Source organism: Brevibacterium iodinum ATCC 49514 (assembly GCF_900169265.1).
Lineage (GTDB): Bacteria > Actinomycetota > Actinomycetes > Actinomycetales > Brevibacteriaceae > Brevibacterium > Brevibacterium iodinum.
In genome coordinates this window covers 46,756-61,005 of sequence record NZ_FXYX01000012.1, presented here as the reverse complement: position 1 = coordinate 61,005, position 14,250 = coordinate 46,756, and the positions used below count along the sequence as shown (strand labels likewise).

12 protein-coding genes are annotated in these 14,250 nt (G+C 67.1%); 7 read left to right on the top strand and 5 right to left on the bottom strand.

What is annotated here, in order from left to right; genetic code table 11:
- Positions 1–11 precede the first annotated feature (11 nt).
- The 4 genes from BI49514_RS09695 to mgtE all read left to right on the top strand — a co-directional run bounded on the left by BI49514_RS09695 (position 12) and on the right by mgtE (position 3,871).
- Positions 12–509, top strand: coding sequence for a hypothetical protein (locus BI49514_RS09695; protein ID WP_145996202.1), 498 nt, complete (start codon positions 12–14; stop codon positions 507–509).
- Between the two features lie 64 nt (positions 510–573).
- Entirely contained in the window at positions 574–2,019 is a 1,446-nt protein-coding gene (locus tag BI49514_RS09690; RefSeq protein ID WP_101546353.1) for a sugar porter family MFS transporter, read from the top strand.
- A gap of 9 nt (positions 2,020–2,028) precedes the next feature.
- Positions 2,029–2,397, top strand: a complete 369-nt coding sequence (locus BI49514_RS09685; RefSeq protein ID WP_101546352.1) for a universal stress protein — start codon at positions 2,029–2,031, stop codon at positions 2,395–2,397.
- 106 nt (positions 2,398–2,503) lie between these two features.
- Positions 2,504–3,871 (top strand): magnesium transporter, encoded by a 1,368-nt coding sequence (gene mgtE / locus BI49514_RS09680; RefSeq protein WP_101546351.1) that lies wholly within the window; start codon positions 2,504–2,506, stop codon positions 3,869–3,871.
- Positions 3,872–3,893: 22 nt separating this feature from the next.
- Here the strand turns inward: mgtE and BI49514_RS09675 are convergent, their stop codons facing one another.
- Entirely contained in the window at positions 3,894–5,681 is a 1,788-nt protein-coding gene (locus tag BI49514_RS09675) for an ABC transporter ATP-binding protein (protein WP_101546350.1), read from the bottom strand.
- Positions 5,678–7,432: an ABC transporter transmembrane domain-containing protein gene (locus BI49514_RS09670; RefSeq protein WP_101546349.1), complete on the bottom strand. Its 1,755-nt coding sequence runs from the start codon at positions 7,430–7,432 to the stop codon at positions 5,678–5,680. The genes BI49514_RS09675 and BI49514_RS09670 overlap by 4 nt, the downstream gene beginning before the upstream one ends.
- A gap of 83 nt (positions 7,433–7,515) precedes the next feature.
- On the opposite strand from BI49514_RS09670, the gene BI49514_RS09665 reads away from it, so the two are divergent.
- A complete protein-coding gene (locus BI49514_RS09665) occupies positions 7,516–8,400 on the top strand; it encodes an oxidoreductase (RefSeq protein WP_101546348.1) in 885 nt (294 codons plus the stop codon).
- Between the two features lie 27 nt (positions 8,401–8,427).
- Here the strand turns inward: BI49514_RS09665 and BI49514_RS09660 are convergent, their stop codons facing one another.
- Complete coding sequence (locus tag BI49514_RS09660; protein WP_101546347.1) at positions 8,428–9,606, bottom strand: acyl-CoA dehydrogenase family protein; 1,179 nt, start codon at positions 9,604–9,606, stop codon at positions 8,428–8,430.
- Between the two features lie 122 nt (positions 9,607–9,728).
- Here BI49514_RS09660 and BI49514_RS09655 point away from each other — a divergent pair, with 122 nt between their 5' ends.
- Together BI49514_RS09655 and BI49514_RS09650 are read left to right on the top strand one after the other, a co-directional pair.
- A complete protein-coding gene (locus BI49514_RS09655; RefSeq protein WP_101546346.1) occupies positions 9,729–10,625 on the top strand; it encodes a LysR family transcriptional regulator in 897 nt (298 codons plus the stop codon).
- 145 nt (positions 10,626–10,770) lie between these two features.
- The gene (locus BI49514_RS09650; protein ID WP_167443914.1) at positions 10,771–11,961 is read left to right on the top strand and encodes a threonine/serine exporter family protein; all 1,191 of its coding nucleotides are present in this window, start codon (positions 10,771–10,773) and stop codon (positions 11,959–11,961) included.
- 85 nt (positions 11,962–12,046) lie between these two features.
- Here BI49514_RS09650 and BI49514_RS09645 read toward each other — a convergent pair whose 3' ends face one another.
- Both BI49514_RS09645 and BI49514_RS09640 read right to left on the bottom strand, forming a co-directional pair.
- The gene (locus BI49514_RS09645; RefSeq protein WP_244195009.1) at positions 12,047–13,012 is read right to left on the bottom strand and encodes an aldo/keto reductase; all 966 of its coding nucleotides are present in this window, start codon (positions 13,010–13,012) and stop codon (positions 12,047–12,049) included.
- Between the two features lie 268 nt (positions 13,013–13,280).
- Complete coding sequence (locus BI49514_RS09640; protein WP_101546343.1) at positions 13,281–14,126, bottom strand: DNA-formamidopyrimidine glycosylase family protein; 846 nt, start codon at positions 14,124–14,126, stop codon at positions 13,281–13,283.
- Positions 14,127–14,250: the final 124 nt, after the last annotated feature.

Sequence of the window (14,250 nt, the reverse complement as noted above, 5' to 3'; positions counted from 1 at the left end):
AAGGAGAGATCATGAGCGAGTTCGATTCGGACGCGGCCGACCGACTGGAAGACGACCCCATCCTCGGCGATCCCGATCTCGCCGAGCCGACAGGAGACGAACTGGACGATCCCGAGCTCGCGGCTGCTGAAGCCGAGGCCGAACAGGTCGACCTCGAGTCCGGCATCGGCGACGAGCCCGCCGAGGCTCCCGTCGAACCCGGAGCCGAAGGTCCGGAGGGCACCGGGATCGAAGGTGCCGACGATGCCCTCGTCGACGACGCCGGCGGGGACGACGAGAATGAGACTCCCGGCCTCTCCGACGAGTTCAACACCGATCAGTCACCCGCCGCGGAACAGGGCAATCGGGTCGGCGACGAGATGGTCTCCGACGACGATGGCGAATTCGAAGTCGCCGAGCTCAATGGTGACGAACTCAATGTCGATGCCCTGGCCGATGACGGGACCGAAGAGGTCTCGGTGATCGATGGAATGCCCGAGGTCATCGACGATTCGTATCAGGAGGACTGAGCTCCACCCCGATCGTCGGCGGCAGGCTCCCATGTGTTAGGACTGAAGGGGAAAGGAGCCGCCAATGCCACCCGGATCCCCGCGCCGGCGATCGACGTCCACCGCAAGCACGAACTTCGAACTCCCCCACGTCGGCACAGGTCGCCCCGTTCACCGCCTCGGCATCATCGCCACGGTCGCCACCTTCGGCGGTCTGCTCTTCGGCTATGACACCGGGGTCGTCAACGGAGCCCTCGAACCGCTGAGCGAGGACTTCAGCCTGACCGCGCTGAGCGAAGGCCTCGTCGTCGCCTCCCTCATGGTCGGCGCCGCCTTCGGAGCGGTTTTCGGCGGTCGAGTCGCCGATGCCCACGGTCGGCGGCGCACGATCCTGCTGCTCGCCTGCGTCTTCATCATCGGCACGCTCGGGTGTGTCCTCGCCCCGGGTCCGGAGTTCCTCATCGGCGCCCGCTTCGTCCTCGGGATCGCCGTCGGGGGCGCCTCGGCGACGGTGCCCGTCTACCTCGGTGAGATCGCTCCGTCGGAGAAGCGCGGCAGCTATGTCACCCGCAATGAGCTCATGATCGTCGGCGGTCAGCTTGCGGCGTTCGTCATCAACGCCGTGATCTTCAACTTCTTCGGACACGTCGACTCGATCTGGCGTTGGATGCTGCTGGTTGCCCTGGTGCCAGCGATCGCCCTCCTCGTGGGCATGATCTTCCAGCCCGAGAGCCCGCGCTGGCTGATCTCGCAGGGGCGCACCGAGGAGGCTCTGGCCGTGCTCAAGCAGGTTCGCTCCCCCGAACGCGCCGAGGCCGAGATCGACGAGGTCACCCACCTCGCAGCCGAGGATGCTAAGGAGGCCACGGGCGGATTCTCCGACCTCGGCACCCGGTGGGTGCTGCGACTGGTCATCATCGGTGCCGGACTCGGCTTCTTCCAGCAGCTGACCGGAATCAACTCGGTCATGTACTACGGCACGCAGCTGCTCACGAGCGCGGGCCTGGATTCCGGTGTCGCCATCATCGGCAACATCGCCAACGGCGTGTTCTCCCTGGCAGGCATCTCCTTGGGCATGTATCTGCTGAATAAGCTGCCGCGACGGGTCATGTTCCTCACCGGCTATGCCCTCATCGCGGTCTTCCACACGCTCATCGCCCTGACCGCGGTCATCGTTCCGTCCGGACCGGCACAGGCGTGGACGGTGCTCGCGTTCCTCGTCCTCTTCGTCTTCTCGATGCAGGGAACGGTCGGCCCGCTGACCTGGCTGATGCTCTCGGAGATCTTCCCGATGAAGATCCGCAGCTTCGCAATGGGCATCTGCGTGTTCGTGCTGTGGATCATGAACGCCATCGTCGCCCAGTTCTTCCCGCCGCTCATCGAGGCCTTGGGCATGACGGCGACCTTCGGCATGTTCGCCGGCGTCGCCGTGATCGCCTTCGTCTTCCTGGCACTGATGCTGCCGGAGACGAAGGACAAGGACCTCGCGGAATTCGAACGCGAATTCAAAGCCGAGTACGGACGCAGATAAGGAGCCTCCATGTCAGTCGCCGTCGCCGTCACCGACAGTCCCGAGGGCCGGCTTGCCCTCGAATCGGCCGTCGCCGAGGCGCAGAAGCTCGGTACCGGGCTGCTGCTCATCAACCTCACCCTCCATGACTTCGCCGAGGCGGAGGCCCCCTCCGGGCTCGAGGTCACCGTCATCAACCGGTCCGGACGCGGGGATCGCGACCCGGCCACCGCTGTCATCGACGAACTGAACGAGCGCTCGGAGGTCGACCGCCTCGTCCTCGGCGTCCGTGCCCGGTCACGCGTGGGCAAGCTGATCCTCGGGTCGGTCGCTCAGCGAATCATTCTGCGCTCCCCCGTCCCTGTGCTCACCGTCCGCCGGGACGCGACCCGACGCTGACTCGGCAGACTCCTGCCACGGCGCAGGTGTCGCCGCGGGGCCCGTCGCCGCTCATCCATGGCTTAGGCTTGAGGACGGAAGTTCCGTTCGAGGTGAGGGGGCATGCGTGGCCAATACGACAGAGGGCACCGAGGCGGCCGACCGACTCGAATCCGCACTCACCGGCAGAATCGATCCCCACACTCTCGACGAGATCTCCGCTTTGGCCCGGCAGGTGCCGCGCGCTGAGATCGGGCGCCTCGTTCACACCTCAACGCCTCTGCAGTCGGCCATGCTCTTCCGGGTGCTGACCAAGGCCGAGGCCCTCGACGTCTTCGAGGACCTGCCGCCGGCGTATCAGGCCGAACTCATCGGCAATCTCCGCGAACCCGAGGTCGCCGACATCGTCGAGGGCCTCGACCCCGATGATCGAGCCGAGCTGCTCGGCGAACTGCCCGCGAGTGTGGCCAGTCGGCTGATGAAGGGGCTGACCGCCGACGAGCGTGAGATGACGTCTGCGGTGCTGGGCTACCCGAAGTCCGCGATCGGCCGGTACATGTCTCCGGAGGTCCTCGGCATCCACGAGGATTGGACGGCGGCCCAGGCCATGGAGGTCGTCCGTGCCCGCATCGATGGGCCCGAGACCGTCTACCTGCTGCCCGTGGTCGGAGCCGGCCGGGTGCTGCGGGGCGTGATTTCACTGCGCAACCTCCTCGCCGCCGATGAGGACACGATCGTCGAAGACATGGTCCGCGACTCGATCAGCACCCATGCGCTCAGCGACCGGGAGGAGGCGGCCCGTGAGTTCCTCTCCCACCGGCTCATCGCGATGCCGGTGACCGACCAGGAGGAACGACTCGTCGGCATCCTCACCATAGATGACGTCCTCGACATCATCGACGAGGAAGATGCGGAGGACTTTGCTCGCGGTTCAGGTACCGAACCGTTGGATCGCTCCTATCTGTCTTCGACCATCATCCGGCTGGTCAAGAGCCGCATCGTATGGCTGCTCGTCCTCGCGGTCTCCGCGATCCTCACAGTCCAGGTCCTCGAAGTCTATGAGGACCGGCTTGATCAGGTCGTCGTCCTCGCGCTCTTCATTCCGCTGCTCACCGGCACCGGCGGCAACACCGGCAACCAGGCGGCCACCACCGTCACCCGCGCCCTGGCCGTCGGTGAGGTGCGCGTCCGCGACCTCGGCCGAGTCATCTGGAGAGAGCTGCGCGTGGGCGCGGTACTCGGTTCCGTGCTCGGCACATTGGGTTTCGTCGTCGCCGGACTCGTCTACGATTGGGCCATCGGCCTGGTCATCGGGCTGACGCTGCTGTCGGTGTGCATCATGGCCGCGACGGTGGGAGGACTGATGCCGATCATCGCGAAGAAGGTCGGAGCGGATCCGGCGGTGTTCTCCAACCCGTTCATCTCCACGTTCTGCGATGCCACGGGCCTCATCCTCTACTTCACGATCGCCACGACGGTGCTCGGCCTGAGCTGATGACGCGGGCTGGGCAACGACCTCAGCCCGACCATGCCTCCCACAACTCGGCGTAGCGGCCGCCCGCACCGACGAGTTCGGCGTGGGTGCCTTCCTCGATGACCTGCCCGTGCTCCATGACGAGGATCCGGTCAGCTTTCTCCGCTTGGCTGAGCCGGTGGGCGACGATGAGCGCACCACGGCCGGCAAGGGCCGCCTCGGCGGAGGATTCGAGGACATGGGCTCCGGCCGATCCCGCCTCGGCGGTGGCTTCGTCGAGGATCACGAAGTCCGGGTCGGCGAGCACGAGGCGGGCGAGCGCGATCGTCTGCTCTTGAACCGCGGACAAGCGGACCCCGCCCTCCCCGATCTGCGTGTCGAGGCCGTTCGGCAGGGAGGTCGCCCACCCGGCGCCGACCACGTCCAGGGCAGTGCGCACATCGTCGGCGGTCGCATCCGGACGCGGCAGGGCGACATTGTCATGCAGGCTGCCGGAGAACGTGTGGACCTCCTGCGCGACCATGGCGATATGTCGGCGCAGCGTGGTTTCGTCCATCGCACCCACGTCCACCCCGCTCGCCGAGGCGGTCCCGCCGTTCATGAGACGTGCCCGTCCGTGAGCGGGTGCGGACAGTCCCGCGGCGATCTTCGCCAGCGTCGTCTTCCCGGCACCGGTGGTGCCGACGACGGCGATGTGCTCACCCGGCGCGATGCTCAGGTTCACCCCGCGCAGCACGTGATTGTCCGTATCCAAGTCCGTGTCGTAGGAGAACCACAGATCCTCGAGCACAAGGCTCGGGGCGGCAGGCGCGGTCCGGGTCGATCGCCTCGGCGCGGTGGCGGCCTCGTCGATGACTCCGACCATCCGGGTCAGGGAGGCACCGGCCGATTGGACCTGGTCGAAGAGTCCGACGAGGGCGCCGATGGGGTTGAAGAGACGGTGGAAGACCAGAGCCGCCGTAGTCACGGCGCCGGCGGTGGACTCGCCGGACCAGACGAGGGCGAAGCCGGCGACCAGGAGCAGGGAGAGGACGACCGCCTCGGCGCGGTTGTTGCGGCCGAAGGCGCGGGTGACGAACCGGAAGACGTCGATCGACAGGTCGCGGGCATGCGCGGAGGCGGAGTCGATGCGTCGCATCTCCCCTGCCTCGGCACGATAGGCGCGCAGGGTCGCGCTGCCTGTGAGCCCGCCGAGGAGCCGGCCGGCACGCCGTCCGAAGGCCGCGCGTTCCTCCTTGTAGATGGGTTCTGATCTGGGCAGATACCAGCGCAGAGTGAGCCAGTACATCGGAACGGCGACGAGCCCGGTGAGGCCGAGACGCCAATCGATGGCGGCCAGACCGAAGGCAGAGACCACGACGACGAGGAGGGATTCGACGACGAGCGGCAGCACTTGGCCGGCGGCCTCGCCGATCTTGCGGGAGTCGTCGGCGACGCGGGAGATGAGGTCGCCGGTGCCGGTGCGTTCGATCCGCTGGGACTCGAGTGTCAGGGCTGAGTTGACGACTTCGGTGCGCAGTTCGGCGACGACGGGCATCGCGATGCGGGCGAGCGCCCAGGCGCCGATCCATGTACCGGCGGCCATGACGATGCCGGCGATCGCGACGGCGATGGCGCAGGCCCACACGAGTTCGGGGCCGGCTCCGGCGGGGAGTTCGTCGACGAGACGGCCGATCGCCCATGGCCCAACGAGCCCTGCCCCGGCATTGGCCAGTCCCGCGACGACGAGGATGACGATCCAGCCGGCTCGGCGGCACAACAGCGGGGCCAGGTGGGCGAAGGAGCGACGCCGCGAGGCGATCGTCAGGGTGGTGTGCGTCGGTGCCGTCATCGGGTCACCGCATCTCTGTAGGCCTCGGCGCTGTCGGTGTCTGTCTCGAGGAGATCGGCATGGCGGCCGAGGAGCAGCGGGCCTGACGTGGGGCGATAGACGACGGTGTCGGCGGCTGCGAGGAAGGCCGGGGATGAGGTGAGGATGATCGTGACCTGGTCTCCTCTCCTGCTGCGCAGTCGGCTGAGCCCGTGAGCAATCCTCGCTTCGGTGACCGCGTCGACGGCGGTGGTGGGTTCGGCGAGGACGAGGATCTGCGGGTCGGCGTTCAGGGCTCGAGCCAGGGCGACGCGCTGCCGCTGGCCGCCCGAGAGGTTCCCGCCGAGTTCCTGGATCCGGCAGCCGAGTCCCCCATCGACGAGGTCGAGCAGCTCGTCGACTCCCGAGGCGGTGAGCACCTCGGCCGAGATCGGCGAGTGGTCGGCTGTGTCTGTGCGGTCGTCGGTGTTTGCACTGTCGTCGGCGACGACCATCGTGATGTTCGATCCGATGGTGCCTTCGAACAGATCGACGTCGTGGGGTGCGACGAGCATCCGGGCGGGGCCGAGGCTCCGGGCGTGGGAGGTCAGCTCAGCCAGCAGCCTCGCTGCGTCCTCGGCGTCGTCGGAGACGATGCAGGTCAGCGCTCCCCCGGCGGTGGTGAGTGCCCGGGACTCGGCGGTCGTCGGCCATCCGGTGATGGTGATTCCGGATTCGGTGGTGGTCACTCTCGGGCGGATATCGGCGGCATCACGGGTGGTGGGGGCCGCCTCAGCGCTGGTGTCTGTCGCATCGCCGGTGCCTGCTTCAGCATCGATGCTGGTCAGCAGGCGGGCGATCCGTTCGGCGGCGCCGTGGGATTGGGCGAAGAGGCCGACGATGTCGGCGAGTGCGCGCATGGGCTCGGTGAGGAAGGCGGTCATGCCGAGGATGCCGATGAGCGCGCCGACGCTCATCTGGCCGTCGATGAGGCGCAGGCCCGCGACGATGAGGACAATCGCCAGCACCGCGGACATGACGAGTGCCCCGAGCCCGGCCAGGCGTCCGGTTCTCTCACCTGTGGCGACGCCGGCTTCGGCGGCCGCATCGGAGGTCGCGCGGTAACGCCGCACCGCCCACGGCTCGCCTCCCATCGCCTTGATCACGCGCAGTCCGTGCATGAGGTCAGACGCCGAGCGTCCGGCGGAGGCAACGGCTTCGAGCTGCGCGGTCGCACGCGCGGAGACGGACCGGCCGGGCAGGGCGACGACGATCAGTCCGATGGGCACGGCGATGAGGACGACGAGTCCGGTCACGGGGTCGGCAATGAGGAGGAAGACCGCGGCGGTGATCATGCCCAGCACCGAGGCGATGCCGCGTCCAGCCTGCTGGAACGACGCGGCCGCGGTGTCGGCCTCGGCGGACGCGATCGACAGAACCTCGCCCGAGGTGCGGTCGGCCGGAAGGCTCGGGGCGGTCAGTGCCGCATGTGTGATCTCAACACGCAGGGCGTGGGCTTCGTGCTCGCGGGCGGAGTTGCACAGACGTGCACCGAAACGGTAGCCGAGGCTGAGCACGGTGAAGAGGAGGCCGAGGCCGATGATGGAGATGACGAGAGCCGGGATCGACAGCGGGATGATCGCCCGGTCGACGATGAAGCCGATCGCCACCGGCACGAGCGCTTCGCAGACCTGCCAGACCGACAGGGCCCCTGCTCCACCGAGCAGCGGACGGATGCGCCGACGGGCGGCTCGGCGCAGAATCTGCGCACCGGTTTCAGGGGTCTTCGGCACGAAGGCTACCCTAACAAATTCGGCGGTGGGGTGGCGGCTCGGTTGGACAGCTGACTGCCAGGGCGGAAATCTAGGATGGCCTCATGACTTCTCCGATCGACTTCGGCATTCCCGATCTCACAGGGCGCACGGTCCTCATCACCGGCGCGAACAGCGGACTCGGCCGGGTGACTGCTCGGGTTCTCGCGGGCCGCGGTGCCCACGTCATCCTGGCCGTCCGCAACCGCGCGAAGGGTGAAGCCGCCGCGAAGACAATGCCCGGCAGTACGGAGGTGCGCGACCTCGACCTCGCCGACCTGTCCTCGGTGCACGACTTCGCTGCGGACTTCACCGATCCGATCGATCTCCTCATCAACAATGCGGGGATCATGATCCCGCCCCTGTACCGGACCGTCGACGGGTTCGAATCGCAGTTCGGGACGAACCACCTCGGCCACTTCGCCCTGACGAATCTGCTGCTCCCGCAGGTGCGCGAGCGCATCGTCACCGTCGCCTCCATCGCCCACCGGTTCGGCACGATCGAATTCGACGACCTCCAGTGGACCGGCCGATCGTATCGGCCGATGGCCGCCTATGGTCAGTCGAAGCTGGCGAACCTGCTCTTCACCGCTGAACTCCAACGCCGACTGGAGGAGAGCTCGTCACCGGTCACGGCGGTCGCTGCGCATCCGGGGTATGCGGCGACGAACCTCTTCGGCTCCGATGACGAGCACCGTCTGAGTGACAGAATCAACCGGACGTTCACCCGCGTTTTCGCGCAGCGCGAGCAGGACGGAGCACGGCCGATCCTCTGTGCCGCTGTCGCCGATCTGCCCGGCGGCAGCTATATCGGCCCGACAGGTCCGTTCGAGACCCGCGGAAAGCCTGGGTTCGCATCCCGTTCGACGAAGTCCACCGACACCGAGGTGGCCCGCCGACTGTGGGCGGTGTCCGAAGAGCTGACCGGGGTCACGTTCCCGGAACTGTGAGCGGCGCCGTCGGGCGATGGCGACGGATCAGCGGAAGGCCTGCTGGCCGGTGATGTGGCGGCCGAGGATGAGGGTGTGGACCTCGTCGGTGCCTTCGTAGGTGCGCACGGATTCGAGGTTGTTCGCGTGCCGCAGCGGTGAGTATTCGAGGGTGATGCCGTTGCCGCCGAGCACGGTCCGGGCTTCCCTGCAGATGGCGATGGCTTCGCGGCAGTTGTTCAGCTTGCCGACGGAGATCTGCACGGGGTCGAGAGTCCCGGCGTCTTTGAGTCGTCCTGTCTGGATGGCCAGGAGGGTGCCTTTCTGGATCTCGAGGGCCATGTTCACCAGCTTCTCCTGAGTGATCTGGTAGGCACTGAGCGGCTTGTCGAACTGGAGGCGATTCTGTGCGTAGTCGAGGGCGACTTCGAAGGAGTCGCGGGCGGCCCCCATGGCGCCCCACATGATTCCGTACCGGGCCTCATTGAGGCAGGAGAACGGCCCCTTCAGTCCCGTGACCTCGGGCAGGACCGCCTCGGCGGGCAATTTCACGTCCTCAAGGTCGATATCGCACTGGATGGAGGCCCGCATCGACAGCTTCTGCGTGATCGGGGTGGCGGTGAATCCGGGGATGTCGGTGGGTACGAGGAAGCCGCGGATGCCGTCGTCGGTGGCCGCCCAGATGACGGCGATATCGGCGATCGAGGCCAGACCGATCCAACGTTTGGCACCGTTGAGCGTCCAGGATCCGTCGGCGTTGCGGGTGGCGGTGGTGGCCATCGAGGCGGGGTCGGATCCGGCGGTGGGTTCGGTCAATCCGAAGCAGCCGATGATCTCGCCGGCGGCCATCCCGGGCAGGTAGCGGTTCTTCTGCTCCTCGGAGCCGAACTTGTGGATGGCCGACATCGCCAGCGATCCCTGGACGGAGACGAAGGTGCGCAGTCCCGAATCGCCGGCTTCGAGTTCGAGTGCGGCGAGACCGTATTCGACGGCGGAGCGTCCAGGGCACCCGTAGCCCTGCAGGTGCATGCCGAGGAGTCCGAGTTCGCCCATCTCCCGGACGATCTCGGTCGGGAAGACCGCGCCTTCGTACCACTCGGCGATGTTCGGGCGGATCCGCTTGTCGACGAAGGTCCGGACCTTCTCGCGCAGCGCCAGCTCGTCGTCGGTGAGGAGTCCGGCGAGGTCGAGGAGGTCGGAAGGGTCGCTGATGGTGTCGGTGGTCATGGGTGTCTCCTATGGGCTTGAGTTCGTCTTCAACAGTGCCACCGGAACTACTCAGAGTCCAAGAGGTAATATCATGGTGATTAAGCGTAAATTCTTATCAATCTGGGCAACGGGGATATGACATGGAGTTCAGGCAGGTCACAGCGTTCCTCGCCGTCGCCGAGGAGCTGCATTTCGGGCGGGCCGCGGAACGTCTGCACATCGCGCAGCCCGCGCTCAGCCAGATGATCCGCGCGCTCGAGAAGGACCTCGACGTCGATCTGTTCGAGCGGACGACGCGGCGGGTCCGACTGACGCCGGCAGGCGAGGCGCTGCTCGAACCCGCTGCCGCGATCGGGACTCAGGTGGACGGTGCCCGGCGCATCGCCCGGGCCGCACAGCAGGGCCTGGCGGGACGGGTGCGCATCGGATTCGGCGGCACGAGCGGCTACTCCATCCTCTCCAGACTGGCCCGCGAGGTCGGTGAGCGGCACCCGGGCATCAGCCTTGACCTGCAGCCACAGATGTACTGCGGTGAAGCCGCGATCGCGCTGCGCGACGGCGAGACGGATCTCGCGATCATCAGCCCGCCGGTGCCGGCCGGTGTCGAGGTCCACGTCATCCGGCAGGAGAGCGTGATGATCGCCATGCCCTCGGGGCATGAGCTGGCCGAGCGTGAGTCGGTGAGCATGGGTGAGCTCGCCGGTCAGCCGTTCATCTCCTATGCCCCGTCGCACGGATCTCAGGTCAGAGAGGTGATGATGCGGCTGGCCGATGACGCCGGTTTCCTGCCGCAGGTCGTCCAGGAGGCACCGGATCCCTACAGTCTTCTGGCACTCGTCGGCGCGCAGGTCGGGATGGCCGTCGTTGTCGAGTCTTCGGATCACATCCGCATCGACGGAGTGCGCTATGTCCGCCTCGCCGAGGGCGGGGATTCGTTCACTCTCGCGCTCGGCTGGCGACGGAACAACCCGTCGGAGGCGCTGGCGAGGGTACTCGACATCGTCCGCGAACTCTTCCCCTCCCCCATTACTACCTGACGGGGGCCCAGCAACCTGGCGCTGGAGTGGTCCCCGTCAGGTAGTAAGAGGCTGGTATCTTCTACTTCGTCGGCTGATCTGCAGACGAGAGGGACTGGGAGTGCACGAGGCAAGCGAAAAGACCGTCCCTGCGCAGGAGCTGCTGGTGACGATCGGGACCGAGCTGCTCGCCGGTGGGATCTCCTCGGTCGATGTCGAAGACGCACTGACCGGGCTGGCACCAGCGGTCGGCCTGAAGTCCATCAACGTCGCAGCTCTTCCTAAGGGCCTGTTCCTCACCATCGGCCCCGGCAGTCCCACCCGGTTCGAACGCATCGGTCCTGACCTGCGGTTCGACCAGACCGCGAAGCTGCTCGACATCGTCGACGCCGTGCGGTCGCGCCGGCTCGGCATCGACGCCGCTCGCCGCATGATCGAGGCCGAGGTCTACGGTGCTCCCCCGCGCTGGCCCGGATGGGTGACCCGCCTCGGCGCGGTGCCTGTCGGCGTCGGGCTGTGCCTGCTGCTCGAACCGGGACTGGTCAACCTCGCCTTCGCCGCTCTCGGTTCGCTCATCGTCGCGGGTGTGCTCGCCGTCAACGCCCGCCACCCCAGCCTCGGACCGCTGCTGCCGGTCGCCTCGGCGTTCATCGTCGCGGTGCTCATCCTCATCGGCTTCCGCCTCGACTGGCTGGACAGTCCCCTGCGCACGATCGTCGCCACCCTGGCGCTGCTGCTGCCCGGCAGCGCTGTGGTCACCGGACTGACCGAGATCTCCGCCGGCGCCCTCTCGGCAGGCAGTTCCCGGCTCGTCTCGGCCACCGTCCAGTTGGCGATGTTCATCGCCGGAGTCGCCGGTGCCTCCGTCGTCACTGGCACCGGCGCCGAGGCGCTTGCGAACTCCCAGCTCACCGCCTCGACATGGTGGCTCTCCGCCCTGGGCGTGGCCGCCGCGACGCTGGGCCTCATCATCTATCTGCACACTCCGCTCGAGCACACGGTGCCGATCGTCCTCACTATCGCTGCGGCCGCACTGGCACAACTGGGCATCGGTGCCGAATTCGGTGCGGCCATCGGCGGCCTCGCCGGCGCTTTGACCGCATCGGTGGTGGCCGTCGTGCTCTCGCGCCTACCGAAAGGCCCGATCTGGCGGATCAGCTTCGTGCCCGCGTTCCTCGTCGTCGCTCCCGGGTCGTTCGGGCTCCTCAACGCCTCGCAGATCGAGTTCGGTGACGGCACTGGGGTTGCCGGCAGCATGCTGGCGGCTGCGACCACGTTCTTCACCATCGCCATCGGCACGGTCATCGGCGCCGCCATCGCCCACGCGGTCGAGCCCAAGGATGAAATCGTCGCCTGAGACACCCCTAGAGCTACCTGACGGCGGCTCAGCTACCTCGTGCGAGGTTGCTGAGCCGCCGTCAGGTAGTAATTGGGAGGGAAGGTCAGGACGGGTCCTCCTGCGCGAACGGCGCGGAGGCCCGGTCGAGACGGTCGACTTCGTCGGCGCTGAGCTCGAGCCCGGGTGCGGCCATGACCGCCTCGAGCTGCTCAGGGGTGCGAGCCGAGGCGATCGGTGCCGTCACGCCCTTCGCCAGCAGCCAGGACAGCGCCACAGTCGTCGGAGCGACATTGTGCGAATCAGCGATCGCGACGAGATCGTCGACGACCTTGAGCCCCTCGGCATTGAAATATCCCTGCACCATGCCACCCCGATCGGCGCCTTCGAGGTCGGCTTCGGTGCGGTATTTGCCGGTGAGGAAGCCGGCGGCAAGGCTGAAGTACGAGAACACCGCGAGATCGCGCCGCTCGGCGACCGGGCGCAGGTCGGTCTCGAACTCCCGCCGATAGACGAGGCTGTACTGCGGTTGGATCGCGACCGGCTTGACCAGTCCTTCGTCCTCGGCCGCTGCGAACCACCCGGCCAGACGCGCCGGCGAATAGTTCGACACCGCGATGTGCTTGGCCTTACCGGAACGGACGATCTCATCGAAGACGCGGGCCACCTCGGCGATGGGGGTCACCTCATCGTCACGGTGGGCGTAGTAGAGGTCGACGTGATCGGTCTGCAGACGCTCCAGTGAGGCGTCGATGGCAGTGCGGATGTATTCGGGATCCTGCGTCTTGTGCTCGGGATGGTCGCCGACCTTCGTCGCGATGACGACCTCGTCCCGGTTGCCGCGCGAGGCCAGCCAGGTGCCGATGATGGTCTCGGATTCGCGGCCGGTGTTGCCGGGCACCCACGCAGGGTAGGACTCGGCGGTATCGAGGAAATTGCCGCCGCCGGCCACGAAGGCGTCGAGGACGGCATGAGACTGCGCCTCATCGGCCGTCCACCCGAAGGTGTTCGTGCCGAGATTGATCGGGAAGATGGACAGGTCGGTGCCGGGAATCTGCTTCCGCGTGGTCAAGCTTTCCTCCATTCGTCGAATGATCGGCCGCAAACGGGCCGCACTTCCGCACAACGGATAGATCTGGAGGACTATTCCGCCGAGGCGACCCACCCCTGACCGCGCCCCGCGCGGGAGGTCGTGACCGCCGCGTCCTCGTAGCCGGCGCCCATGGCATCGCCGACCGCCGTTTCCGCCTCCGCCCAGCGTGAGGGTACGGCGAGCGCGGTACAGATCCTGTCGATGGTGCCGTCCATGCCGGCGGTCAGGCGTCACTTGAGGCGGCGCCTTACTTGAGGAGGCGGTCCATTCGACGGTCGGAGAGCTTTCTTCCGCCGGTCTGACAGCCGGGGCAGTACTGGAAGGATTTGTCGGCAAAGGACACCTCGGCGATGGTCTCCCCGCAGACATGACAGGTCTCACCTGTGCGGCCGTGAACGGAGAATCCGCGTTTCTTCGCGGTTTTGATCTTGCCCGGCGGCAGGCCGATGAGCCTGCTGCGGGCGGCATCGAGCACCTCGTGGGTGGCGGTGTGCAGCGCCTGCGGGTCGACGGTCTTCGCGGTTGCGAACGGGGAGAGCTTCGCGGCGTGGAGGATCTCATCGGTATAGGCATTGCCGAGGCCTGCGATGATTCTCTGATCTTCGAGGACCGTTTTGATCCGGGAAGTCGATTCGGACAGGGCCGCGGCGAGTTCGTCGATGGTGAGGCTCAGGGCGTCTGTGCCGAGCGATGCGAGGGCGGGCACCTCGGAGGGGTCGCGGACGAGGGAGACGGCGGCGTTCTTCTTCGACCCGGGTTCGATGAGGTCGAAGGCGGCCCCCGATGCCAGGGTTACGCGCATTCCCAACGGCCCCTTGCCCATCCGGGTCGGACCACTCGGTGCGGTGTCATGCCAGTTCAGCCAGCCCATTCGGGCGAACCGGCAGACGAGACTGAGTCCGTCGAAACCGATGACGAGGGCTCGCCCACGGCGGGCCACCTCGGTGATAGCAAGTCCGGCGAGCGCATCGATGCTCGGGTCGACGGTCTTGAGCAGGCTGAGTTCGGCGATGTCCGCGCGGGTGACGAAGTCCCCGATCAGCCGCGGACGCAGGAAGTCGATCAGCGCATTGACCTCGGGCAACTCCGGCATAGTCCCAGTATCCTCCTCCCCTCCCAATCCCAACACCCCCAATTGCTACCTGACGGCGGCTCAGCAACCTCGCGCCAGGTTGCCGAGCCGCCGTCAGGTAGTTCTGAGACGCGCAAACCCGGTC